We start from the raw sequence: 23,033 nt of genomic DNA on the forward strand, positions 1-23,033 counted from the left end.
AGTCGCGAACGGAGGAGGCACAGTGACCGCTCTCGCTCCCGCCCGCCGCCGCGGCGGCGGCCGGCAGGCCGTGCGCCTGCTGGTGCTGGTCGTGATCGTCGCGGTGGTGCTCTACCCGCTCGTCTGGATGGTCGGCACCTCGGTGAAGAGCCAGGCGGAAATCGTCAACAACATCGGGTTGCTGCCGGAGCGGTTCACCCCCGGCAACTACGCCGACGGGTGGACCAACTTCGACGTCGGCTTCGGCCGGTTCTTCCTCAACAGCGCGATGGTCAGCCTGCTCACCGTGGTCGGCAACGCGCTGTCCTGCCTGCTCGCCGCGTACGCCCTGGGGCGGCTGCGGTTCCGGCTGCGCAAGGTCTGGTTCACCGTCATGATCGGCACCCTGCTGCTGCCCGGGCACGTGCTGATCGTGCCGCAGTACATCCTGTTCCGCAGCCTCGGCCTGGTTGGCGGGGACTGGCCGTACCTGCCGCTGCTCATCCCGCACTTCCTGGCCACCGAGGCGTTCTTCGTCTTCCTCATGGTGCAGTTCATGCGGGGCATCCCGCGCGAGCTGGACGAGGCCGCCAAGATCGATGGTGCCTCCCCGTACGGGGTCTTCCGCCACGTCATCCTGCCGCTGAGCCGCCCCGCGCTGGTCACCACCGCGATCTTCTCGTTCATCTGGACCTGGAACGACTTCTTCCGGCAACTGGTCTTCCTGTCCAACCTGGACGACTACACGGTGCCGGTGGCGCTGACCCTGTTCATCGACTCCACCAGCCAGAGCGCGGTCGGCCCGATGTTCGCCATGTCGGTGCTGTCGCTGCTGCCGGTGTTCCTGTTCTTCCTGGCCTTCCAGCGGATGCTGGTCGAGGGCATCAACACCAGCGGGTTGAAGGGATGAGCGCCGAGCCGGCCCGCCGGGACTGGCGGGACACCGCGCGCGAGGCCAGCGACCTGGCGCTGCTCGGCTTCGCCGTGGCCCTGGCCGCGCTGCCGCTGCTCACCCTGGCCCCGGCGGTCGCCACGGCCAGCGCCGCGCTGCACGACCGGGGCGTCACCGGCGGTTGGCCGCCGCTCCGGACCACGCTCGCCCGGTTCGGCCGGGCGCTCCCCGCCGGGCTGGCGGCCAGCGCCGTCGGCCTCGCCGTGGCCGGCGCGCTCGGCGCCGACCTGCTCGCCCTCGCCGGCGGCCGGGTCCCCGGCGGCGGGCCCGCCACGGCCCTCACCGCCGGGGTCGCCGCCGCCCTGCTCGGGTACGCGGGCCTGGTCGCCGTCGCCGTCGGGCGCACCGGCGGCCGGGGCTGGCGGGCCGCGGCCCGGGCGGCGGCCGGCACCTGCGCGCGGCGGCCCGGCACCTGGGCGGCCGCCACCGGAGTGTGCTGCCTGGCCGGGCTGCTCGCCCTGCTGGTCACCCCGGTCGCCGTGCCGATCCTCGCGGGCTACGCCCTGGCCGCCCTGCACGCGGTCGCCGCCCGCCACCCGGTCACCCTCCCGGAGGCGCCGTGACCGCCGATCCGCGCGCCGGTGCCGCGCCCGTCCCCGGCGCCACCGGGCACGCCGTCGACCCGGTCGCCGGGGACGAGGAACCGCGCCTCGTCGTGGCCGGCGTCGAGGTCGCCCGCTACGTCGTGCACCCGGACCTCGACGCGCGGCACGGCCCGCGGCCGTACCTGCATCCCGTGCGCACCCGGGCCGGCGTCCCGGTCACCGACGCGCTGCCCGCCGACCACGTCTGGCACCTCGGTGCCTCCCTCGCCGTGCAGGACGTCGACGGCGCGAACCTCTGGGGCGGGCGCACCTACGTGCGGGACGCCGGCTACACCTGGCGGGACGACCACGGGGTGATCGCCCACACCGGCTGGCGCGCCCGTGCCGCCGACCGGCTCGACCACGACCTGGAGTGGCGGGACCGGGCCGGCCGGCCGCTGCTGCGCGAGCGGCGCCGGCTCGCCGCCGCCCCGGCCGGCCCCGACGCCTGGTGGCTGGACGTCAACGCGACGCTCACGGCCGCCACCGGGCGGGACGTGCACCTGGGCAGCCCGGCCACCAACGGCCGGCCCGGCGGCGCCGGCTACGGCGGCTTCTTCTGGCGCGCGGTCGCCGACGGCGAGCCCGAGGTGTTCACCGGGGACGCCGCGCGCGAGGAGGCGGTCAACGGCTCGGCCGCGCCGTGGCTGGCGCTCACCGCGGCCGGGCCGGGCGGCGGCGCGTACACCCTGGTCTTCACCGGGCTGGGGCCCGGCGACCGCTGGTTCGTGCGGACCGCCATGTATCCGGGCGTCTGCGTCGCGTACGCCTTCGAGCGCCCGGCCGTGGTCGCGGCCGGGCGGCCCCGGCGCAACCGGCACCGGGTGCTCGTGGCCGACGGCCGGCTCGACCGCGCCGCGGTCGCCGACCGGCTCGCGGAGGGGCCGGAATGACCGGCCCCGAGGTGGCCTGCGTGGGCGAGACCATGGTGGTGCTCGCGCCCGCCGCCCCCACCCCGCTGGAGGACGCCGACCGGCTCGCCGTCGGGGTGGGCGGCGCCGAGTCCAACGTGGCCATGGCGCTGGCCCGGCTCGGCCACCGGGCCGCCTGGGTGAGCCGGGTCGGCGACGACCCGTTCGGCCGCCGGGTGCTCCGCGAGGTCGCCGCCGCCGGGGTGGACACCGGCCTGGTCGCCGTCGACCCGGCCGCGCCGACCGGCGTCTACCTCAAGGACCCCGGCCCGGACGGCACCCGGGTGCACTACCACCGGGCCGGCTCGGCCGCGTCCCGGCTGACCGCCCGCGCCCTCGACGACCCCCGGCTTGCCGGGGTGCGGCTGCTGCACCTCACCGGGATCACCCCGGCGCTCTCCCGGAGCTGCCGCGACCTGGTGGCGCACGCGCTCACCGCCCGCCCGCTGCCCGTCGCGCGGATCAGCTTCGACGTCAACCACCGGCCCCGGCTCTGGCCGGCGCGCCGGGCCGCCCCGGTGCTGCGCGACCTGGCCGACCGCGCCGACGTGGTGCTGGTCGGGCTGGACGAGGCGGCCACCCTCTGGGGCGTCACGGCGCCGGCCGACGTCCGCGCGCTGCTGCCCGGCCCGGACCTCGTGGTGGTCAAGGACGGCGGGGTCGGCGCGACGGCGCTGCCGCGTACCGGGGCGGGGGTGTTCGTGCCGGCGCTGCCGGCGCCGGTGCGCGAGCCGGTCGGCGCGGGGGACGCCTTCGCCGCCGGCTTCCTGGCCGGCCTGCTGCGCGGCCTCGACCCGGCGGCCTGCCTGCGGCTCGGGCACCTCACCGCGGTCCCGGCGCTGGCCGCCGCCGGGGACACCGCGCCACCGCCCGATCCGGACTGGACGGCCCGCGCGCTGGCGCTGCCCGACCCGCGGTGGGCCACCCTCGTGCCACCGGAGCCCGCCGGTCCGCCGCAGCGGGCGCCGGATGGGGCCGGCAGGGTGCAGAATGCGGGCGGTCACGGTGGAGGGAGCGGACGATGAGCGGGCACGACTTCGAGCCGATCTTCGGACCCGCGCGGGTCATGGTGATCCTGCGCGACCTGCCGCCGGACGAGACCGTCCGGCTCGCAGAGCAGGCCTGGGACCTCGGCATCGACGTGGTGGAGGTGCCGATCCGCACCCCCGACGCGGTCCCGGCGCTGCGCGCCGCGGTGGCGGCGGGCCGGCGGCGGGACCGCCTGGTCGGCGCCGGCACGGTCCGCACCCCCGCCCAGGTCCGGCAGGCCGCCGGGGCGGGGGCCGCGTTCACCGTGGCCCCCGGGCTGGACCTCGCCATCGCCGACGCGGCGGTCAGCTACGGCATCCCACACCTGCCCGGGGTGGCCACCCCCACCGAGGCGCAGCGGGCGCTCGACCACGGCCTGGTCTGGTTGAAGGCGTTCCCCGCGGTCAGCCTCGGGCCGGCCTGGTTCCGGGCCGTCGCCGGACCGCTGCCCGAGGCGCGGTTCGTGGCCACCGGCGGGATCGACGCCGGCAACGCGGGCGACTTCCTGGCCGCCGGGGCGCGGGTGGTGGCCGTCGGGTCGGCACTGTCCGACCCGCGGCAGATCCCCCGCCTCGCCGCCCTGGCGGCCGGTCCCGGCTGAGCCCGCCGGCCCCACGGCCGTCGAGCCGGGGTGGGCCCGGTCGGGCCGGGGTTGCGGCGGCCGGTCAGGCCGGGGCCGGGCCGAGGCTGTCCCGGTGGACCAGTTCGGCGGGGACGGTCTCCACCCGGTCGTGGCCGTCGGGCGCGTCCAGGGCCAGGGTCATGGCGCGGGCGCCCAGCCCGGCCAGCGGCAGCCGGACCGTGGTCAGCGCCGGGGTCACGTCGGCGGCGATCGGCATGTCGTCGAAGCCGACCACGGAGACCTCCGCGGGCACCCGCACGCCGCGGGCGCGCAGCACGTTAAGCGCGCCGACGGCCATCGAGTCGTTCATCGCCACGATCGCGGTCAGCCCCGGCGTGGCGTCCAGCAGCTCGGCCGCGACCCGGGACCCGCCGTCGCGGGTGAAGTCCGCGTACCGGATCCGCGCCTCCGGCAGCGGCTCACCCAGGCCGGCGGCGAGCCCGGCGAGCCGGTCGCTCGTGGTGGTGAGCGAGCGCGGGCCGGCGAGCACGCCCACCGCCCGATGACCGAGCCGGCGCAGCTCCGCGCCGAGCAGGCGGCCGCCCTCCTCGTTGGCCGGCAGCACGGCGTCGCCCCGGTGCCGGTGCCGGCCGATCACCGCGACCCGCCCGCCGGTGGCCGCGTACGCGGCGAGCCGCTCGTCGAGCAGGGCGTTGACCGTGGCGTCGTGGTAGCCGGAGCCGGCCAGCACGATGGCGGCGACCTGCTGGGCGCGGAGCAGGTCGACGTACTCCACCTCCCGCTCCGGATCGCGGTAGCTGTTGCAGATGATGACCAGCCGCCCCCGCTCGGTGGCGACCCGCTGCAGCCCCCGGGTCACCTCGGCGAAGTACGGGTCGGACACGTCGTGCACCAGCACGCCGACCACGCTGCGCTGCGGCCGGGCCAGGAGCTGGGCGTGCGCGTTCGGCACGTACCGCAGCTCGGCGACGGCCTTCAGCACCCGCTCGCGCAGCTCGTCGGCGACCGGCTTGCTGCTGCCGTTGATGACCCGCGACGCGGTCGCGGGGGAGACGCCCGCCCGGCGGGCGACATCGGCCAACGTCGCCATGCGCACCCCCTCGCACACCCCGGTGGCCGAGAGGCTACCGCAGCACCGCCGGGAAAGCCGTGCCCGGAACGGCGGAGGCGGTGCTCACCGGGCGCGCGCGGTGGGGCGGGAGGTGGTCGCGGTGCTGCGGATCGCCTTGACGATGGCGGGAATCGAGCCGATCAGCAGGACCAGCGCCCAGATCAGCGCCACCACGGCGAACACCACCGCGCCCAGGTCGTCGGTGATGCTGACCAGGATCCCCGGCACAAACTGGTGCAGGAACTCCAGCACCACCGTGCACAGCAGGGTGGTCAGCGCCAGCAGCACGAGGCCCTTGTTCTGGAGGAAGCGCGGCTGGGCGAGCAGCAGCAGCGCCGCCCAGACCAGCTTGAGCAGCAGCACCAGGCCGAGCAGCACAGCCGCGTCGCCGACCGGGAAGAACCCCCACACCGCCAGGTAGGCGAGCGTGCCGAACGGCGCGGCCAGGAACAGCGACACCATCACGGTCAGCTCGACGAAGGAGACGATCAGCAGGACCAGCGACGCAAGCAGCAGCAGGATCGAGAAGACCAGGGTGGCCACCCCCTGCACCCGGCCCTGGATCCGGTCCGGCACCACGAGGCTCAGGGCGAACAGCCCGGTGGTCCAGAGCGCCACCACGTCGACGAGCGCCAGGTGGCCGGTGCCCCGGCCGGACGGCTCGGTGACCGCGCCGACGTCGCCCAGCTCGACGCCGAGCCGCCCGGCGCTGTCCCGCAGCGCGCCGCCGGCGTCCCCGCCGCCGGTGAGCGCCGCCGCCCCCAGCTCCAGCCCCACCACCAGCGCGATGGCGAGCAGCGCCAGCAGCAGGAACGGTTTCCGCAGCTCACCCATGGCACGCCTCCCCACCGGCCGGCGCCGGCCGGCCCGGCCCGCGTCCGGTCAGGACCGGGCCACGGTGACCACGCATCCGCCACCTCCCGGGCATCGCAGGGCCACCTCGGTCGCCCCGTCCACCGCCACCTTCGCCACCGCCGTGCCGTCGTCGCCGGGCGCCACCTCGTCGGTCACCGTCACGTCGGCGTCGCCCGGCGCCGGGGCGCTCACCACGAACGGCGCCCCGCTGCGCAGCACCAGGCTGCGCAGGCCGCCCGGGTCCGCCACCCGCAGCCGGCAGGCGGTGCCGAAGCCGACCACCAGACCCTCGGCGGACGGACTCGGTTCGGCGGCCGGCGGCACGCACGCCGCGGTCACCGTCGCCGGGTCCACCGTGCCGGCGTTCCCGCCGAACCGGGCCAGCCAGCCGGGGCCGGCGGCCGGGTCGCCCCGGTCGTGCCGGCCGCCACCCACTGCGACCAGGTAGAGCACCACGAGCAGCCCGGCGAGGGCCGCCAGCAGCACCTTCTGCCGCCCGCTCACGGCGCGAGGAGCTGGGTGAACCGGATCTGGTCGACCCCGGCGAAGTACCGGTCGGTGCCCTGCGTCCGGCTCACCGCCACCAGGGTCAGTTTGTGCGGGCCCCGGGCCAGCTCCACGGTGCCCACGTCCACGAAGTCGGTGCGCACCACCGTCGGGGTGAAGCCGAAGAAGCTGTCCCCGACCTGCCGGCCGTCCACCAGCCAGATGGTGTTCGCGTAGTCGAACGAGGTGGTGCGCACGGTGGCGAGACGCCAGGTGCCGTCGGTGGGCAGGTCCACCGAGACGGTCACCCGGTCACCCACGGCCCGACCCTGGAAGAACAGCTGGGCGTCGCCGGACCAGACCACCTCGCAGCAGTTCGGCTGGGACACCACCTGCGCGGCCGCCGCGCTGGTCGACTGCACCGTCGCGCCGGAGACCAGGCTCTCCGCCTCCACGGTCACCACCTGGGCCCGCGGCGGGGGCGGCGGGTCACCGCCGCGGGTCACCAGCCAGGCGACCACCCCGCCCACCACCAGCAGAAGCGCCGCCGCGGCCGCGAGCCACGGCCACGGCGCGCGCTTCGGGGGTACGACGGCCCGCACGTCGTACGTCACCCGGCCGCTGGACCGGGAACTCTCCTCCGGGGCGGTGTTCGCCGAGTACGCGAAGCCGGTCATGTCGTAGCGCCGGGGCGGGGTGCCGGGCGGCACGGCGAGCCGGACCAGGAACGACACCGAGCCCTGCCCGGGCACCACCCGCTGCGGCTCGGCCACGGTGAACCAGCCGCGCTGGCTGCCCTCGCCGGGCGCGACGTCGAAGACCACGGTGTCCGGCGCCTCGCCCGGGTTGGAGACGGTGAAGGTCAGCTCGCCGCAGTTGCGGGCGTCCAGGGTGAACTGCTCGGCGGCGGCGACGACGGCCCATTCGGTGGTCATGACGGCTCCTCTGACGGCTGCTCGTGGGGTGCGGGGGACGGCACGCGGGCCCGGCCGACCGCGGGGACGGACGCCACCCCGGTGGCCGTACCGTCCGGTCCGTCGCCGTCGCCGTCGCCGTCGCCGTCGCCGTCGGCGTCGGCGGCTTCGGCGTGTGCGGCGGGCGGCTCCGGTTCGGTGGCGGGCGGCTCCGGGTCGGCGGGGTCGGTGGCGGGCGGCTCCGGGTCGGCGGGGTCGGTGGCCGGGTCGGTGGTGACCTCGACGGTGACCGCGGCGGGCTTCTCCGCCTCGACGATGCGGGTGACCAGGGCGAGCCGGTCGGCGGCGGCCGGCGGCACCCGGACCACCACGTGGAACGGCCGCTCGGCCGGCTCCTCCAGCACGAACCCGGTCACCCCGGTGGCCAGCTCCAGCGCGGTGCGCATCCCGTACGGGGTGCCCCGCCACCGGGCCAGCAGCGCGCCGTGCGCCACCAGGTCCCGCAGCCGGCCCACCGGCAGTGGCAGCGGCGCGTCCGCCCGGGGCGCGGCGACCACGTGGTCCATGGCCACCCACCGGGTCAGGTACGCCACGAACCCGTCCGGCGTGCGGTACGGCGCGAACAGCGCGTCGACGTCGGCGAGCACCGCCTCGTCCGGGGCGTGCAGCGCCTCCATGACGTCCAGCAGCGCGCCCAGCACGCTGCCCGGGCCGGCGGCCCGCTGGTACGCGGCCGGCAGCAGCCGCTCAATCGCCGCTCGGCGCATCCTGCCGCACCACCTCGATGTCGTGCTCGCCGGAGCAGAGCAGCCAGGTGCCGGGGACGGTGACCACGTCGGCGGTGGCCTGGTTGGCGCTGGCCGCCCAGTCCTCCGCGTCGCCGCTGCGGTACACGCCGCGCTCGCCGCCGGCCAGAACCAGCCGGCCGGCCCCACCGGTGGCGGCGATCGCGTCGACCGGGACGAACCGGGTCCGGTCCCGCAGCGGCAGGCCGCAGTTGACCATCACGGCCTGCCACTGCGGCTGCGGGGCCAGGGTGTCCAGCCGGACCACCCCGCCGCTCTGCGTGGCGGCCAGCGCCAGGGTGCCGCTGAACGCCAGGTCCCGGCAGGTGCCGCCGATCCAGCCGCCCGCCACCGACTGCCACTTCACGTCGGACTCGAACAGCCGGGTGCGGTGGCAGCCCTGCCCGGGCTTCTTCGGGTCCGGCTCGCCGGCGCCGCTCCACAGCAGGGTGGCCGGGCCGTCGTACTGCACGGCGAGCACCCGGTTGTCCACGTTGGCCAGGCCGACGTGCGCGAACGTGCCGGGGCGGCCGGCCGCGGTGGACAGGTAGACGCCGAAGCCGGCCTGCGCGGCCACCGCCACCCCGGGCGCGCCGCGCTCGGAGACGAACGACCGGACCGCGTAGAAGCCGCGGTCGGCGTCGGCCGGGTCGACCAGGATCTGCAACGGCACCGCGCCGGGCAGCAGGGACACCTCGTAGAGGCCGGCGTCGGTGGCCAGCAGCAGCGTCCCGGCGCCGTCCCGGTCGATCCAGGCCAGGTCCCGCACGCCGGAGTCGAGGTCGGTGAGCAGCGTCCAGGTCTCGCCGAGGTCGGTGCTCAACCGGACGCGGGAGCCGCCCGCGTCGCGCGCGGTCACCACGGCCACCGACCCGGCCCGGGGCACCACGCCGGGGCGGACCGGGGCGGGGGCGGGCACCACCCGGACGACGCTCTCCCCGTCGAACCGGCCGGCCGGCTCCCACCCGGCGCCCGCGTCGGTGGAGCGGAACAGCACCGGGCCGCGCCCGGCGTACCAGGTGCCCGGCTGGTACTGGTCGACGGCCACGGTCCGCACCTGGGCGTCCGGCGCCTCGTCGACCACGAACCGGACCGACTCGACGTAGCGCACGCCCGGCTCGGCGTGCTCCAGCATCCGGTACACGTTGGAGGCCCGCAGCGGCTCGCCGAACGCCCAGCCGGCCGGGTTGAGCGGGGTGGGCAGCGGGCTGAGCGTCTGGTGCAGCCGGTCGTGGACGCGCCGCCGGACCGCGTCGACGTCCTCCTCGCGGCGGACCACCACCCGGGCCCGGATGGAGACCGCCTTGTAGCGCGCCCAGCCGGCCCGCACCGCCGTGCCGAGCGCCCGCCGCCGTTCCAGGTCGGCCTCCACCCGGCGCCGCGCCTCCTCGACCTCGTGCTCCCGCAGCACCGCCACCGGCAGCCGGCCGCCCGGGCGGGCCTGCTCCGGCACGTACGGCACCAGGACCACCTCGACCTCGCCGGGGCGGGCGAAGCTGTAGACCGACGCCCGGGTGAACGCCCGGGCCCGGGCCACCGCACCGGAACCGGCCGCCAGGATCTCGTAGTCCCGGGCGGTCACCGCGCGCTGCTGGGCGAAGAACTCGTACGGGCCGCGCGCCAGGGCCGACTCCATCGACTCCAGGTCCCGGCCGCCGGCGGCCGGCGCCGGGTTGTCCACCCGCAGCCCGGGCAGCGGGTCGCGCAGGCTGGTCAGCGTCCCGGCCGCCACGTTGCCGGCCGGCCCGCCGCCGCACCGGTACCACAGCCGGACCTGCCGCCCGGCCGGCGGCACCGCCGCCACCGGGCCGGGCGCCCCCTCGACACCCGGCCCGGCCCCGTCCGCCGGCCGCAGGTCCAGCGCGGGGGCGAAGGTGACCACCCCGGAGGCGCGGTCGACCAGGTAGACCTTGGCCTGCGGGCCGACGCCGGCGAAGCTGTCCACCGGCCGCCAGACCTCGTACGTGCGGCCCTCGTGCTCCCGGGCGGCCGCGCCCAGCTCCACCGAACCGGCGGGCACCTCCACCCCCAGCAGCAGGTCCAGCGCCTCGGTGGTCCGGGTCAGCGGCGCGCGGGCCGCGCGGAACACCTGCCCGGCCTGCCCGGTGCCGGTGCCCAGCAGCTCCGCCTCGACCGGCTCGCAGTGATGTACGCGTACCGTCACCTCGGTCTCGCCCGCGGGCAGCACGGCCGGCTCGGTGGTCACGAAGACGACCGGCCGGGGGTCGGCGCCCCGGGCGGCGGCGACCCGGGTGCCGGCCGGGACGCGGACCGCGCCCCGGTCCGCGCCGGTCCGGGTGAAGCGGACGTCCGCCCAGGCGGCGGCCGGCGGGTGCCGGGTCACCCCGAGCAGGTTGAGGAAGGACACGTACGCCTTCTCCGGCAACTGGTTCAGCCGGTAAATCATCACCTCGGTGAGGTAGGCGAACGCCTCCAGCAGCGCCATCCCCGGGTCGTGCGCGGAGAGGTCCGTCCAGTCCGGGCAGGCCCGGCGGATCCGTTCCCGCGCCTCGGTGACCAGGTCGAGGAAGGCGCGGTCGTCCAGGTGCGGCACCGGCAGCGTCATGCGGGACCCTCCTCGCCGGGTTCGTCGTCGACGGGCAGCAGGTCGACGGAGAAGACCAGCTGGCCGGGGGAGAGGCTGGCCCGGACCCGGTAGTCGAGCCGGATCACCAGCCGCCACGGGTCGTCCGGGTCCGGCCCGGCGTCCACGTCGAGCACCTCGACCCGCGGCTCCCAGCGCCGGATCGCCTGCCGCACGTAGTGGATGGCCAGCCCGGCCGTGGTGTCGTCGTTGGGCGCGAAGACCAGCCGGTGCAGCCGGGAGCCGTACCCGGGGCGCATCAGCCGCTCGCCCGGCGTGGTGGACAGCAGCAGGAACAGCGCCTGGCGTACGGTCTCGTCGCCCTCGGTCATTACCAGGCCGCCGGCGGCGGTCAGCGCGAGGCCGCCGGTGCGACCCGCGTCGAAGCCGGCGCCGACGAACCGGAAGGCCCTCATGCGTCCGCCCCCAGGAACGTCTGCCGCGGGTCGCGGACGGTGTGGTGGACCAGCCCGGGCGGGGTGCCGTCGGTCAGCCCGTCCAGGTGCGACAGCACCACGCGGTGGCCGTCCACCCGCAGCCAGGCGCTGTAGCCGACGGTCACCTTCAGCGTCTTGGCGCAGGGCTTGATGGTCGGCCCGTAGTTGGGACAGGCGGTGATGTCCCGCCCCTCCGGGTCGGCCTCCACCAGCACCGGCACGCCCCGCACCGTCACCCACCGCTGCGAGGGGCGGTTGGCCACCCGCCCGTCGTGGTCGCAGGTGATCAGCGAGTCGCGGTGGATCCAGCGCATCAGCCACCTCCGTGGGCGCGGGCGAGGGTACGGGCCTGGGCGGCGGCGGTCTCGGCGTCCTCGGCCGCCTCCGCCTGCAGGAAGTCGACGGTGCGGGCGCGCACCACCATGGCCCGGCCGGGCGCGGAGAGCACCAGGTCGCCGGCCGCGTGCACGGTGGTCAGCTCGGGGCGCAGCTCGACGAAGCTGCCGCCGTCGGTGGCCAGGCGCAGGGCGCGCCCGTCGTCGTCGATGACGATCGACTGCCCGGTGCCGGTCCGCATCGACCAGCGCCGGGACCGGCCGGACACGATCCCCGCGTCGTACGGCTCGACCGCGCCGAACAGCGAGCCGAGCACGACGCCCGAGGCGGGCTCGCCGCCCGGCAGCGCCACGAGCACGGTGTCCTCGGGGTCGGGCAGCGCCACGATGCCCTTGCCCCGGCCCGCGCCCGGGCAGAGCACGGCGAGCCAGCCGGCGTCCAGGTCCCCGTACGCGGGCAGGCTCACCCGGGCCCGGCCCAGCCCGTCCGGGTCGTCCACGTCGGTGACCGTGCCGAGGGTGACCGTGGCCGCGACGGGCGCGGCGGCCGGTGGTGGCCCGGGCGGGACGGTGGAGAAGCGGGTCAGGTGCCCGTTCGCGTCGAGGGTGTGCACCACCTCGGTGAGCACGTACACGCCCGCGACCGGCTCGGGGACGCCGGCCAGGGCGATCCGCCGGCCGGGGCGCAACGCCGGGTCGCCCTCGGCCGTGCCCTCGGCCGTCACCAGCGCCGCGACCCGGGCGTCCAGTCCGGCCTGGGCCAGGGCGGCCAGCTCGTCGTCGCTGCGGCCCGGCTGGTCGACGGCCGTGCGGACCCCGTCCGCGCCCACCCCGCCCGGATCCGGGCGCAGCGGGATGCGCCGCCCGGAGCGGGCGTCGCCGGCCTCCTGGCGCAGCGGCTCGGCGCGCTGCGGGTGCCAGCCCAGCGCGGCGCACCCGCCGCCGGCCCGGTCCAGGTTCTCCGCGATCCGCAGCGCGTGCACGGTGCCGCCGAGGGTGAGCGGGACCGGATCGCCGTGACCGTCGAGGGTCAGCAGGCGCAGCCGGTCGCCCTCGACGGTCAGGTGCAGGCCGGCCCGGCCGGCCACCTCGCGCAACAGCTCCAGGTCGGTGTGCCGGTGCTGGAGCAGCCGGTCCAGGCGCGGCCCGTCGGCGTCGGCGTCGACGGTGAGCCCCACGTCGGCGCAGAGCTCCCCGGCCAGCTCGGCGGCGGTCACCGACTCGAACACCCGCAGCTCCTGCCGCTTGCGCAGCCGGTGCAGCGGGTCGTACGCCCGCACCCGCAGCAGCGCCGCGCCGTCGCCGGCGTACTCCACCTCGACGCCGGTCACCTCGCCGGTGAACAGGGCGTCGGGCTGGCCGTCCAGCCGCAGGTCGAGGGTGGCGCCGGGGCGTACCGGGGGGTCGAGGGCGGCGGCGCCCGGCGCGGTGGTCAGGGTGACCTCGCACTGGGTCGGCTGGTCCAGGCGGGCGGCGACCCGGACGCCGCGCAGCCGCCCGGGGTCGGCCAGCGGGATCCCGTCGACGGTGACGGCGGCGGCCCGGATCACGGCGCACCTCCGGTGGCGGCGTCGGCGGGGAGCGGCGCGGCGGCGGTGGCCGGCACGGCCAGGGCGGTGCCGGCCGGCACGGTCAGCGGGTCGGTGATCCGGTTGTGCTCGGCGAGCAGCCGCCAGCGCAGCGGCGAGCCGAGCGCGTCGTGCGCGAGCAGGTCGAAGCGGACCCCGGACCAGCCCGGCTCGGCCGCCCCGTCGGCCGCGGCGACCACCGCCGACCCGGGCGGCACGGTCGGCGTGCTCGCCGCGGCCAGCTCCTCCTCGAAGCCCGCCCGGGCCGCCTCGGCGGTCTCGGCCACGCGGACCAGCTTGAGCCGCAGCCAGGAGCGGCGCGGGGTGCCGGTGAGGGTGAACGCGTCGAAGCGCTCGGCGATGGCCACGATGACGCCGGGCACGTTCCAGGTCTTGCCCCAGACCAGCCGGACCAGCGGGGGCCGCAGCCAGCCGTGCTCGGTCGCGGAGTTCTCGGCCAGCATCCACAGCGGGCGGGTGAGCGCGCGGACGTCCTCGGGGCGTACCGGGGACTCCACGAAGTCGGTGTCGAAGAGCAGGTCCAGCACCAGCTCGGTCCGCCCGCCGCCGGTGAAGACCAGCGGGTCGTCGGCGAGGCCGGCCCCGGTGAGCGGTCCGTCCGGCGCGCCGCGGGGTCGTACGCCGGCCAGCCGTGTCACCTGCACGGTCTCCGGGTTGAGCAGGCAGTCCACCCGGGTGCCGGACTCGTCCACGAGGAAGGCGACGCGCTCCATCAGTCACCCGCCTGTTCCCGGTCGAGCCGGGCCAGCCGGTCGACGTCGCGTGCCGGGACCGCCGGCGCCCACAGCTCCCGGTCGTCGGGCAGCGCCGGCCACGGATCCTGCCGGGCCGATCCCGATGCGCCCGCGGCACGGTCACCGGCCGGGTGCGGCGGCACCGGCCACCCCCCTGCGTCACCGGCCTCGGGCGGCAGCGCGGGCCACGGCCCGGCGGCCGCGGCGGTCCAGTCCGGACGGCCCGGCGCCGGCCGTCCCGCAGTGCCGTCTCCGCTCGGGTTCGGGTGCGTCTGTTGTCGTTCCGGCGACAACAGACGCACCCGAAGGGCGTGGGCCCGGGGCGCCGCCGCGGCGGTGCCGATCCCGGATGTCGCCGGTCCGGAGCCGCCGTCGAACGGTGACGCGTCGGCCGACCGCCCGGGCCGGCGAGGGCCCGTGGCCGGGCCGGAGAACGCGACGGTCGGCACGGGCGGGCCGGCGTCGGGTGCCGGGAACACCCGGGCGGTGCGGCCGGCCGGGCCCGGCTCGGGCCCGCCGCCGGCGACGGCGCCCGGCCCCGACCGGGCGCGCCCGCCGGTCGCACTGGCCACCGGCCCCGATGGGGTGTCGGTCCCCGGAAACGCCGATCCCGGTGGGGTACCGGTCCGGCCCGGCGACGATCCCGGCGGGCCGTCGGTCTCCCGGGATGACGATCCCGGTGGGCCGCCGGGCCTGCCGGGCGACGATCGCGCCCACGCGGCCCGGTGGGACGACCACCCGGGCGAGACGACGGCGTCGCCGGAGGACGAGGCATCCGGCAGGCCGGCGTGGGGTGCGTGTGCCGCGGCGCCGGGCGCGACCGGTCCCCCTCGGAGGCCGAGCGGCCGGGTGTCCCCGCCGCCCGGCGTGGATCCGCCTCCGGCGGCGGCGTCCCGCGACGGTGCGTGCCCCGTGTTCCCGTCACCCCACGTCGACGGGTACCGGTACGGGTCGCCGCCCGCCGCGTCGGCATCGGCAGGCCAGCCCGGCCCGGCAGGCCAGCCCGGCCCGGGGTGTCCGCCAAGCCCGGCACGCCCGCCCGGACGTCCGTCCCGGCCGGCGAGCCCGTTCGGACGCCCGCCCCCGCCGGCGAGCCGTCCCGCACGCCCCTCCGGTCCGGCGAGCCTGCCGAGGTCGGCATGCCCGGCCCGGCCGGCTGCCCCGGCCCGGCCGGAGCCGCCCCCGGGGCGGTAGCGTCCCCGCAACCAGGCGAAGCCATCGGCTGCCGCGCTGGCCCTCTCCCCGGAGGACCCGGTCGCCTCATCGCCCGTCCCCCATCCGAACCACCCCGGAACCGCGGACCGCAGCGGCAGCCCGGGAGCGCCCCGCTCCCAACCCCGCGCCTCCGCCCCGCCGGGGCCCGGTCCGGCCTCGTCGATGACGGTGTCCGCGTCGGATCCGACGCGGACATCCCGGTCGGCGGGAGCGGGCCGGTCGGCGGCGGTGGGTGCGGAGCGGGGGAGGTCGTGGAGGAGGCCGGGGGCGTGGGTGGCGACCAGGCGGAGCCAGTGCTCGGGGGGTTCGCCGGGCAGGCGCGGTGCGCGCGTCTCGGCCGACGAGGTGGTGGGCCCGGTGGTGAGGCGGTCGGCGGCGGCCCGGAGCAGGCGGGCCAGCCGGTCACGCGGGCGCCGGGGCGGCGGCACCGCCGGACTCCAGTTCCAGCCCCTCGTACGCGAGGGTCAGCGCCTCGATGGCGATCTCCTGGGACAGGGTGTTCAAGTGGGCGCCCCGCCACCGGGTGGGCCACGCATTGATCATGTTCCAGCGCAGCACCTCGGCGGTGCCGGCCGGGTCGAGCAGCACCACCGAGACGTTGCGCCGGTTCACCGTGCCCTTGGCGGCCGCGTTCACCCAGTCCCACAGCTCGCGCGACGCGGTCAGGCCGAAGTGGAGGGTGACCGGGGCGTACTCGACCTGGCCGGGTACCGCCCGGATCCGCTCGTTGCCGGCCTCCCGGTACGCCAGCGACGGTATCGCCACCTCGAACCCGCTGACCTCGGTGAAGTGCCCGTTGGTGATGCCGTTGATGAGCAGCTTGAAGTGGTACGCCCGGTAGGGGTCGACGGGCGCGCCCGGCTGCGGGGTGGCCGTGGTGGGCATGTCAGCCTCCGATCGTCTCGGTCTCGGTGCCGCCGGCCCACTGGCTCAGCTTGAACACCACGAACTCCGCGGGCTTGACCACCGCGATGCCGATGTGCGCCACCACCATCCCGGCGTCGCGCACGTCGGCCGGGTTGGTCTCCTCGTCGCACTTGACGAAGAACGCCTCCTCGGGCGTGCGGCCGAGCAGCGCGCCGTCGCGCCACACCCGGGTGAGGAACGCGCCGATGTCCCGCCGGATCGAGCGCCACAGGGTGTAGTCGTTCGGCTCGAACACCATCCACCGGGTGCCGCCCGCGATGGCCAGCTCGATGGCGATGGAGAGCCGCCGCACGTTCAGGTAGCGCCACTCGCTGGCCTCGGCGGCGAGCGTCCGGGCGCCCCAGAGCCGGATGCCCTCGCCGGAGAAGAAGCGGATCACGTTGACGCCCTTGGGGTTGAGCACGTCGTGCTCCGGGCGGGTGACCCGGTACGCCAGGTCGACCGCGCCGCGTACCGGCTCGTTGGCCGGCGCCTTGTGCACGCCGCGCAGCGCGTCGGTGCGGGCCCAGATGCCGGCCACGTGCCCGCTCGGCGGGGTGAGGACCAGGTCGCCGCTGAGCGGGTCGCGGACCCGGATCCAGGGGAAGTAGTAGGTGGCGAAGTCCGACTGCCGGGGCCGGTCGCCGCCGGGCGGGTCGTCGTCGGGTTTCGGCGTACCGTCGGCGGGCTTGCCGGACGACGGCTTGCCGGGCGTGGCGACCCGGGTGAGCCGGGAGATGTCGGCCACCTCGGGCGGCGGGTCGCAGATGGCGACCATGGTGCGCAGCCGCTCGGCCATGCTGATGAGCGCCTCGTGCGAGACCGGGTCGTGGTAGCCGGGCGCGGCCAGGATCGAGATCTCGTCGATGGCCTCCAGCAGTTGCAGGCCGCTGCGCCGGCCGCCGGTGCCGGTGAGCTGGCCGCCCTCGCCGACGTTCACCACCCAGCAGCGGGTGCCGCCGTTGTCGAGGAAGCCGAAGACCGCGCGCGCCAGCGGCGTGCTCTCCAGGTGCTCGCCGTCGGCGTAGAGCCGGAGGAACTCCGACCAGCTGTTCACGGCGAGGGCCTCGTCGACGTGGGCGGCGCGGTTCGGCGCGAGCCCGACGAAGGCGGCGGTGCTCGTGCCGACCGGCCCGATCGGGCGGGCCCCGCTGGGCACCTCCTCGACATAGATGCCGGGGGAGAAGTAGGTGGGCATCGGTCCTCCTTGAGGAGTCAGTCGGGGGCGCAGACGACGACGTGGTCTCCGTCGGCGGGGTCCAGCTCGGCGGTGTGGGTGCGGCCCCGGCCGATCAGCCGGATCCGCACCGGCCGGTCCGGGGCGTCGGGGTCGTGCGGGACGCCGACCAGCCGGAACCGGCCGGCCGCGTCGGTCTCGGTGGCCTGGGCGGTGCCGACCAGCTCGACCCGCATGGCGGCGAGCGGCTGGCGCTCCGGCCCGACCACCCGGCCGTCGAGGGTGCGCATGTCGAGCTGCCGCAGCCGCAGTGGCTGCCGCACGGGCGGCGCGGCCGGCGTCGGCCGGTCGATCCGCGCCGGCACGTCGAGCAGCAGTGCGGGCCGGGGCGGCACGCCGAGGGCCCGCCAGAGCGCCGGGTCCCCGGCGGCCAGCACCACCTCGGGCTGGCCGGCCGCGGTGGCGGCGGCGAGGACCCGGTCCAGCGCCGGCAGCGCCGCCGGCCCGCCGCCGCTGACCAGCAGCCGGACCACGAACCGGTACGGCTCGCGCGCCCCGCCGCTGGCCGCGGTCTGCCGGGCCGGCCGCAGCTCCAGCGGCCAGACGGTGAGGCCGCCGTCGGGGGCGTCGCGGGGCGGGCCGACCGGGACGGGGTCACCCGCCGCCCCGGTCAGCCAGGCCGCGAGGTCCGCGACGGCCGCCTCGATGGCTCCGGTCATCGCGGCGGCGTCCCCTGGATCCGGTACGCGATGGCCTCGTTCCAGACGTGCGGGTAGACGCCGATCTCGAAGTAGCGGGTGAACCGGTTGATCGGCGCGTTGCCGTGGTCGTGCCAGAGCAGCCACACCGGGGCGATGGTGAACAGCACGTAGTTGAGCGCGACCAGCGGCAGGTAGAGCGGGCCGAGCAGCCGCGCCTGGAGGACGTGCACGTCCTCGTGCCGCTGGATGCCGAGGCTGGAGCCGGCGCAGACGGTGCCGATGGTGGTGGCGTAGCGGGGCGAGACGCCCTCGACCACGTTGACCCGCCCGCTGCCCTGCGAGACCACCCGGTCGAGCTGGTGCCCGAAGACCAGGTGCAGGGCCAGGTAGAGCGCGCCGGCGACGGTGTTGAGCAGGCTCCAGGTGTGGTCGACCACGAAGAGGAAGATGCCCTTCGGGCCGGCGCCGTAGGTGCCGGCGGAGGCGACCGCCCAGCCGAACGGCGCGCCGACGAGCAGCCCGGCGACCGCGCCGATCAGCAGGCCGACGGTGCCGCCCGCCGCCTCGCCGAGCACGGCGCCCAGGACGATGTGGACGGCGGCGCTGATGATGCCGAGGACCATGGGGGTCACCTCTCTCAGACCCAGGAGCGGATGTAGCGGGGCTCGCGGCCCTGCGCGAGCTGGGTCGGCGACGCGTTCGTCGCCTGCCGGTTGCCGGGCGGCAGCTGGTTGATGCCGAGGGCGGCGGAGAAGATGACCAGCCCGTTGAAGAACGCGATGATCCAACTTTCTGGTCCCGCGTCCTCGGCGAAGGCGGCCGTCAGGTACGACAGGACGAGCGCGAAGCCCAGCGCGATCCATTTGCGCGCCTTGTCGCCGCTGGGGCCGAGCAGGCCGCCGATGACGTTGGTGGCGAGCAGGGTGGCGGCGCTGGCGCCGGTGAGGCTGCCCAGGGCGGCCCAGGTGAAGAGATCGTTCACGGCGATCCCCCTCTTCGGTTGGTGCGGTGGTGCGGTCGGGGTGGGTGGTGCGGCGGCCCCGGCTGGTGCGGATCCGGGTGCCGCCCGGGTGGTGACGGCGCCGCGCCCGCTCAGGCCGGCCGGTCGGCCGGGGGAGTGGGCGCGGGGGTGGGTGCGGCCGGGCCGCGCGGGCGGCGCAGCAGGAGGACGACGACCACGGCGACCAGCAGCAGCACGACCACCCCGCCCACGACCAGCAGCCAGGGGAACCCGCCGCCGGCGGCCGCGGCGGCGGCCGAGGTGACCGGGGACGAGGGTCGCGCCGGGGCCTCGGCCACGGCACGCAGTTCGGCCGGCTTGGGCTGGTTGGCGACCACCTTCCAGCTCACCGACCGGCCGTTGATCGTGCCGTTGGTGTCCAGCACCCGGCCGGGGAAGGTTACGGAGATCTCGAAAGACATCAAGGTCATGAAAGCCTGCTGGTTCCGCGGATCCTGTTCGGCGACCTTTCCGCCGTATTTCTTGGGATCGAGCGGGAGCGAGAAGCGGTAGAGATCGCCGTCCCGGGCGAGATTCAGACTCTCGCTGGTGAATTGCGACAACGGCGTTTTCCGGTATGCGATCTGAATGCCGTAGTAGTTGGCGTCCTCATATCGCGTCTCGGCGCCGGCGGGGAGGGTGGGAATGTTCTGCCGCAGCTCGGCGAAGGCCGCCGTGACGTCGGGGTTCCGCCGCTTGAGCACGGACTTCTCGGCGGTGAGCAAGAGTTGGCCGGTGACCGTGTCGTCGGGGTCGACGGTCAGCCCCAGATTGAGCTGCATGCAGCCGCTCAGTGCCGCCACGAGGGCGAGACATACCGCGAGGCGGAATGCCCTGCTGCGGCCGAGTCCCGTATTCATGGGCACAGTGTGTGTGATCGCCGTCACGTCTCGCAGTCAGCGATCAGTCACCGGTTTGTCGCCGATCTTACCGGCCCCCTCTCCCATTCGACCGACCCGGAAAACGGGCCCGATCGATATTCTGGAGGATTGCGCGCCGCGCAATTTCGCTCAGCCCGGCGGCCGCCAGTCGGCGTACCGGGCCGCGGCGCGCAGTGCCGCTCTCGCCGGGGTCAGCCGGAGCACCCCGTCGCGCAGGGCGACCGCCGCGGGATGGCGCAGCTGCTGGCCGTACCGCGCGGCGCGGGCAGAGGCCCGGGCGATCGCCTGGCTGCGGGGCCGCCGCTGCCGGTCGTACGCGGCCAGCGCGCCGGCCAGGTCGTCCGTTCCGCCGGCGCAGGCCGCGCCGAGCACCACGGCGTCCTCGATCGCCTGCCCCGCGCCCTGCCCCAGGTGCGGCGTCATGGCGTGCGCCGCGTCACCGAGCAGGGCCACCCGGCCCCGGACGTACGACGGCAGCGGGGTCGCCAGGTGGAACAGGTCGGTCCGGAGCACCGCCTCGGGCGGCGTGGCCGCCAGCAGCGCGGGTATCGGCTCGTGCCAGCCGCCGAAGCGGTCCCGGACGGCCGCCAGCTCGTCCGGCTCGTGACCGCCCCGCGGGGCCGTCTCGGCCGCGTACCAGTAGAGCCCTCCGTCGCCGAGCGGGACGGTGCCGAACTCCCGGCCCGGCCCCCAGGTGACGGCCGTCGCCACCGGCGCGGTCCAGCGGATCGCCGCCCGCCAGGCCGTCGAACCGGAGTACGCAGGGGCCGGCAGGTCCGGCCAGAGCCGCCGGCGCAGCACGCTGTGCAGGCCGTCGGCTCCGACCACGAGGTCCGCCCGCAGCGTGGTCGGCGTGCCGTTCCGCCGGTACGTCACGGCGGGCAGGTCGGCGTCGACGTCGACCACGTCGGCCCCGGTGACCAGTGCCGAGGCCGGCAGGGCCTCGCGGAGCAGCCGGTGCAGCGCGGTCCGGTGGATCCCGAGGGCGGCGGTGCCGAGCGTCCGCTCCAGCGCGGCCCCGTCGATCCGGGACAGCCACCGGCCGTCGGCGGTCCGCAGCCCGCCCGGCGAGTCCGGCACGCCCTGCCGGCGGATCGGGTCGCCCACGCCGAGGGCGTCCAGCCCGTGCAGCGCGTTGGCCATGAGGGTCAGGCCGGTGCCCAGTTCGCGTGGTGCGGCGGCGCGTTCCAGCACCGTCACCCGCCAGCCCCGGCGGTGCAGGGCCAGCGCCGCGGCGAGCCCGCCGATGCCGGCGCCGACCACGATCGCGTGCGGCTCGCCCATGTCCGACCACCCTTCTACGCCTGTAGAACGGCATACTACATCCGTAGAACGCCGGTGCGGAGGGGTGACAGTGAGTGGACGGGCGGCCCGGGTGGCCCGGCTGGCCGACGCGGCCGTGGAACTGCTGGCCGAGGGCGGCATGCGGGGCCTGACCCACCGCGCCGTCGACGCGCGGGCGGGGATGCCACCGGGCACCACCTCGGCGTACCTGCGGACCCGGCAGGCGCTGATCGAGGCCGTGGTCCAGCGCCTCGCCGACCTCGACCGGGCCGACCTGGCGGCCCACGAGCTGCCCACCGCGCCACCACCACCCGCCGCCGCGGCGCTCGGGCCGGACGGGCTCGACCAGCTCGCCGCCGGGGTGGCCGACGTGCTGGACCGCTGGTTGACCACCGGACGCAGTCGCGCCCTCGCCCGGTACGCCTGCCTGCTGGAGGCGGTGCACCGGCCCGAGCTGCGCCGGATCCTGGACCACGGCACCGCGCTCCGCGTCCAGGCCCGGGATCTGCTGGCCCGCGCCGGCGCGCCGGATCCGCGCCGGCAGGGCGACCAGCTCGTCGCGTTCATCGACGGGCTGCTCTTCGACCGCCTGGTCGGCGCCGGGGCGCTCAGCGCGCCGCCGCCCGGCACCCCGGCCAGCCGGGAGGACCTCCGGGCCGGGGTGCGTACCCTGCTGCGGGCGTTCACCGGAGCCTGACCCGACCAGGTCACCCCCCCCGGCCGTGATCGCCGCCACCGGTCCAGGGTGGCGTCCACCGCTGCCGAGCGGCGCGACCAGGCCGCAGGATGGGTGGGCGGGCGCGACAGGAAGGCAGGCCATGGCGGGGTGGAGCGCGGTCCGGCTACGACGGCGCGGCGGGTCGGACGCCCCGCCGCGACCCGGAGCAGCCGTCCGGGAGGCGGCCGGGCGGCTGCGGCGCGGTTGGCTGCCGGTGGTCGAGGCCACCCTGGCGGCCACCGTGGCGTGGATCCTCGCCACCCGGTTGGTCGGCCACACGCAGCCGTTCTTCGCCCCGGCCGCCGCGCTGATCGTGCTCGGCCAGGCCCGCGGCCAGCGGATGCGCCGGGCCGTCGAGGTGGTGCTCGGCGTCGCGGCCGGCGTGCTCGTCGCCGACCTGGTGGTGCAGGCGCTCGGCCCCCGGAGCACCTGGACGGTGCTCACCGTCATCCTGCTCACCGTCGCCCTGGCGGTCGCCGTCGGCGCCAGCTCGGTCACCGTGGTGCAGGCGGCGGTATCCGCGCTCTACCTGGTGGTGGTCTCCCCGCCGACCGAGTCGCTGGTGCCGTTCCGGTTCGTCGACGCGCTGATCGGCGGCGCGGTGGCCGTGGTGGCCAGTCAGCTCGTCGACGCCCGCCGGCCGCTCGCCCCGCTGGTCAACGAATTCCGGCACACCTTCGCCGAGCTGGCCGGGGTGCTCGACGAGATCGCCGATGCGCTCGACCGGGACGACGACGCGGCGGCGCTGGCCGCGCTGGACCGGGCCCGGCACGCCGACGCCGGGGTGGAGCGGCTGCGCGGCGCCGTGCGGGCCGCCGGCGAGGCGCTGCGGCTCAACGTGCGCCGCCGCCGGCACCTGGGGCGGCTGCGCTCGGTGGAGGGCTCCATCCGGCAGATCGACTACGCGGTCCGCAACGTCCGGGTGCTGGCCCGCGCCGCGGTCACCCTGACCCGGGGAGCGGCGCCGGTCCCGGCCGAGCTGGGTGGCGCCGTGCGGACCCTCGCCGAGGCGGTGCGCTCGGTCGGTGACGCGCTCGCCGCCGACCTGACCGGGCAGGACGGCGTCGCCGACGCGCACGCCGAGCGGGTCGAGGTCGCCGCGCTGGAGGCGGTCCGGGCCGCCGGCCGGCTCTTCACCCCCGGCGAGACGCTGCCGCTCGCCATGATCATCGGGCAGGTCCGGGCCACCGCGATCGACCTGCTGCGGGGCGTGGGTGGCGACGACGACGCCACCGTGCTCGCCCGGGTCGACGCGGCGGTGACCGGGCCGGGGCACTGACGCC

General features: G+C 76.8%; 25 protein-coding genes. 7 read left to right on the top strand and 18 right to left on the bottom strand.

What is annotated here, in order from left to right; genetic code table 11:
- Window positions 1-22 precede the first annotated feature (22 nt).
- From NFX44_RS22870 to NFX44_RS22890, 5 genes are read left to right on the top strand one after another with little or no spacing between them, the layout of a single operon-like run.
- The gene (locus tag NFX44_RS22870; RefSeq protein WP_262285631.1) at window positions 23-889 is read left to right on the top strand and encodes a carbohydrate ABC transporter permease; all 867 of its coding nucleotides are present in this window, start codon (window positions 23-25) and stop codon (window positions 887-889) included.
- On the top strand, window positions 886-1,494 hold the full coding sequence (locus NFX44_RS22875) for a hypothetical protein (RefSeq protein ID WP_262285632.1): 609 nt from the start codon (window positions 886-888) through the stop codon (window positions 1,492-1,494). The genes NFX44_RS22870 and NFX44_RS22875 overlap by 4 nt, the downstream gene beginning before the upstream one ends.
- Window positions 1,491-2,408, top strand: a complete 918-nt coding sequence (locus tag NFX44_RS22880) for a PmoA family protein (protein ID WP_262285633.1) — start codon at window positions 1,491-1,493, stop codon at window positions 2,406-2,408. The genes NFX44_RS22875 and NFX44_RS22880 overlap by 4 nt, the downstream gene beginning before the upstream one ends.
- Window positions 2,405-3,451, top strand: coding sequence for a sugar kinase (locus NFX44_RS22885; protein WP_262285634.1), 1,047 nt, complete (start codon window positions 2,405-2,407; stop codon window positions 3,449-3,451). The genes NFX44_RS22880 and NFX44_RS22885 overlap by 4 nt, the downstream gene beginning before the upstream one ends.
- Window positions 3,448-4,056 carry a bifunctional 4-hydroxy-2-oxoglutarate aldolase/2-dehydro-3-deoxy-phosphogluconate aldolase gene (locus NFX44_RS22890; RefSeq protein WP_262285635.1) on the top strand — a complete coding sequence of 203 codons (609 nt, stop codon included), beginning with the start codon at window positions 3,448-3,450 and terminating at the stop codon, window positions 4,054-4,056. Before NFX44_RS22885 ends, NFX44_RS22890 begins: the two co-directional genes overlap by 4 nt.
- 64 nt (window positions 4,057-4,120) lie before the next feature.
- Here NFX44_RS22890 and NFX44_RS22895 read toward each other — a convergent pair whose 3' ends face one another.
- The 18 genes from NFX44_RS22895 to NFX44_RS22980 form a co-directional block, all read right to left on the bottom strand.
- Window positions 4,121-5,128 (bottom strand): LacI family DNA-binding transcriptional regulator, encoded by a 1,008-nt coding sequence (locus NFX44_RS22895; protein ID WP_262285636.1) that lies wholly within the window; start codon window positions 5,126-5,128, stop codon window positions 4,121-4,123.
- A gap of 84 nt (window positions 5,129-5,212) precedes the next feature.
- A complete protein-coding gene (locus NFX44_RS22900) occupies window positions 5,213-5,983 on the bottom strand; it encodes a hypothetical protein (RefSeq protein WP_262285637.1) in 771 nt (256 codons plus the stop codon).
- Between the two features lie 48 nt (window positions 5,984-6,031).
- On the bottom strand, window positions 6,032-6,508 hold the full coding sequence (locus NFX44_RS22905) for a hypothetical protein (RefSeq protein WP_262285638.1): 477 nt from the start codon (window positions 6,506-6,508) through the stop codon (window positions 6,032-6,034).
- A complete protein-coding gene (locus NFX44_RS22910) occupies window positions 6,505-7,425 on the bottom strand; it encodes a hypothetical protein (protein WP_262285639.1) in 921 nt (306 codons plus the stop codon). Before NFX44_RS22910 ends, NFX44_RS22905 begins: the two co-directional genes overlap by 4 nt.
- Complete coding sequence (locus NFX44_RS22915; RefSeq protein ID WP_262285640.1) at window positions 7,422-8,171, bottom strand: phage tail protein; 750 nt, start codon at window positions 8,169-8,171, stop codon at window positions 7,422-7,424. The genes NFX44_RS22910 and NFX44_RS22915 overlap by 4 nt, the downstream gene beginning before the upstream one ends.
- Entirely contained in the window at window positions 8,152-10,755 is a 2,604-nt protein-coding gene (locus NFX44_RS22920) for a putative baseplate assembly protein (RefSeq protein WP_262285641.1), read from the bottom strand. The genes NFX44_RS22915 and NFX44_RS22920 overlap by 20 nt, the downstream gene beginning before the upstream one ends.
- Window positions 10,752-11,189 (bottom strand): GPW/gp25 family protein, encoded by a 438-nt coding sequence (locus tag NFX44_RS22925; protein WP_262285642.1) that lies wholly within the window; start codon window positions 11,187-11,189, stop codon window positions 10,752-10,754. Before NFX44_RS22925 ends, NFX44_RS22920 begins: the two co-directional genes overlap by 4 nt.
- A complete protein-coding gene (locus NFX44_RS22930) occupies window positions 11,186-11,524 on the bottom strand; it encodes a hypothetical protein (protein ID WP_262285643.1) in 339 nt (112 codons plus the stop codon). Before NFX44_RS22930 ends, NFX44_RS22925 begins: the two co-directional genes overlap by 4 nt.
- Window positions 11,524-13,095, bottom strand: coding sequence for a phage baseplate assembly protein V (locus tag NFX44_RS22935; protein WP_262285644.1), 1,572 nt, complete (start codon window positions 13,093-13,095; stop codon window positions 11,524-11,526). Before NFX44_RS22935 ends, NFX44_RS22930 begins: the two co-directional genes overlap by 1 nt.
- Window positions 13,092-13,847, bottom strand: coding sequence for a hypothetical protein (locus NFX44_RS22940; RefSeq protein WP_262285645.1), 756 nt, complete (start codon window positions 13,845-13,847; stop codon window positions 13,092-13,094). Before NFX44_RS22940 ends, NFX44_RS22935 begins: the two co-directional genes overlap by 4 nt.
- Window positions 13,847-14,011, bottom strand: a complete 165-nt coding sequence (locus NFX44_RS22945; RefSeq protein WP_262285646.1) for a hypothetical protein — start codon at window positions 14,009-14,011, stop codon at window positions 13,847-13,849. The genes NFX44_RS22940 and NFX44_RS22945 overlap by 1 nt, the downstream gene beginning before the upstream one ends.
- 1,474 nt (window positions 14,012-15,485) lie before the next feature.
- Window positions 15,486-15,968: a phage tail protein gene (locus tag NFX44_RS22950; RefSeq protein ID WP_262285647.1), complete on the bottom strand. Its 483-nt coding sequence runs from the start codon at window positions 15,966-15,968 to the stop codon at window positions 15,486-15,488.
- 1 nt (window position 15,969) lies between these two features.
- Complete coding sequence (locus NFX44_RS22955) at window positions 15,970-17,187, bottom strand: phage tail sheath subtilisin-like domain-containing protein (RefSeq protein ID WP_262285648.1); 1,218 nt, start codon at window positions 17,185-17,187, stop codon at window positions 15,970-15,972.
- A 17-nt stretch (window positions 17,188-17,204) separates the two neighbouring features.
- Entirely contained in the window at window positions 17,205-17,885 is a 681-nt protein-coding gene (locus NFX44_RS22960) for a carboxypeptidase-like regulatory domain-containing protein (protein WP_262285649.1), read from the bottom strand.
- Window positions 17,882-18,490, bottom strand: a complete 609-nt coding sequence (locus tag NFX44_RS22965) for a glycine zipper family protein (RefSeq protein ID WP_262285650.1) — start codon at window positions 18,488-18,490, stop codon at window positions 17,882-17,884. The genes NFX44_RS22960 and NFX44_RS22965 overlap by 4 nt, the downstream gene beginning before the upstream one ends.
- Window positions 18,491-18,504: 14 nt before the next feature.
- Complete coding sequence (locus tag NFX44_RS22970) at window positions 18,505-18,849, bottom strand: hypothetical protein (RefSeq protein ID WP_262285651.1); 345 nt, start codon at window positions 18,847-18,849, stop codon at window positions 18,505-18,507.
- A 110-nt stretch (window positions 18,850-18,959) separates the two neighbouring features.
- A complete protein-coding gene (locus NFX44_RS22975; RefSeq protein ID WP_262285652.1) occupies window positions 18,960-19,727 on the bottom strand; it encodes a DUF3153 domain-containing protein in 768 nt (255 codons plus the stop codon).
- 150 nt (window positions 19,728-19,877) lie between these two features.
- The gene (locus NFX44_RS22980; RefSeq protein ID WP_262285653.1) at window positions 19,878-21,032 is read right to left on the bottom strand and encodes an FAD-dependent oxidoreductase; all 1,155 of its coding nucleotides are present in this window, start codon (window positions 21,030-21,032) and stop codon (window positions 19,878-19,880) included.
- Window positions 21,033-21,102: 70 nt separating this feature from the next.
- Between NFX44_RS22980 and NFX44_RS22985 the strand changes: the two genes are divergently transcribed.
- Together NFX44_RS22985 and NFX44_RS22990 are read left to right on the top strand one after the other, a co-directional pair.
- Entirely contained in the window at window positions 21,103-21,729 is a 627-nt protein-coding gene (locus NFX44_RS22985; protein WP_262285654.1) for a TetR/AcrR family transcriptional regulator, read from the top strand.
- Between the two features lie 121 nt (window positions 21,730-21,850).
- Entirely contained in the window at window positions 21,851-23,029 is a 1,179-nt protein-coding gene (locus tag NFX44_RS22990; protein WP_262285655.1) for an aromatic acid exporter family protein, read from the top strand.
- The last annotated feature ends 4 nt before the right edge of the window (window positions 23,030-23,033 follow it).

The organism is Micromonospora sp. MA102 (assembly GCF_025460765.1).
Classification (GTDB): domain Bacteria; phylum Actinomycetota; class Actinomycetes; order Mycobacteriales; family Micromonosporaceae; genus Micromonospora; species Micromonospora halotolerans.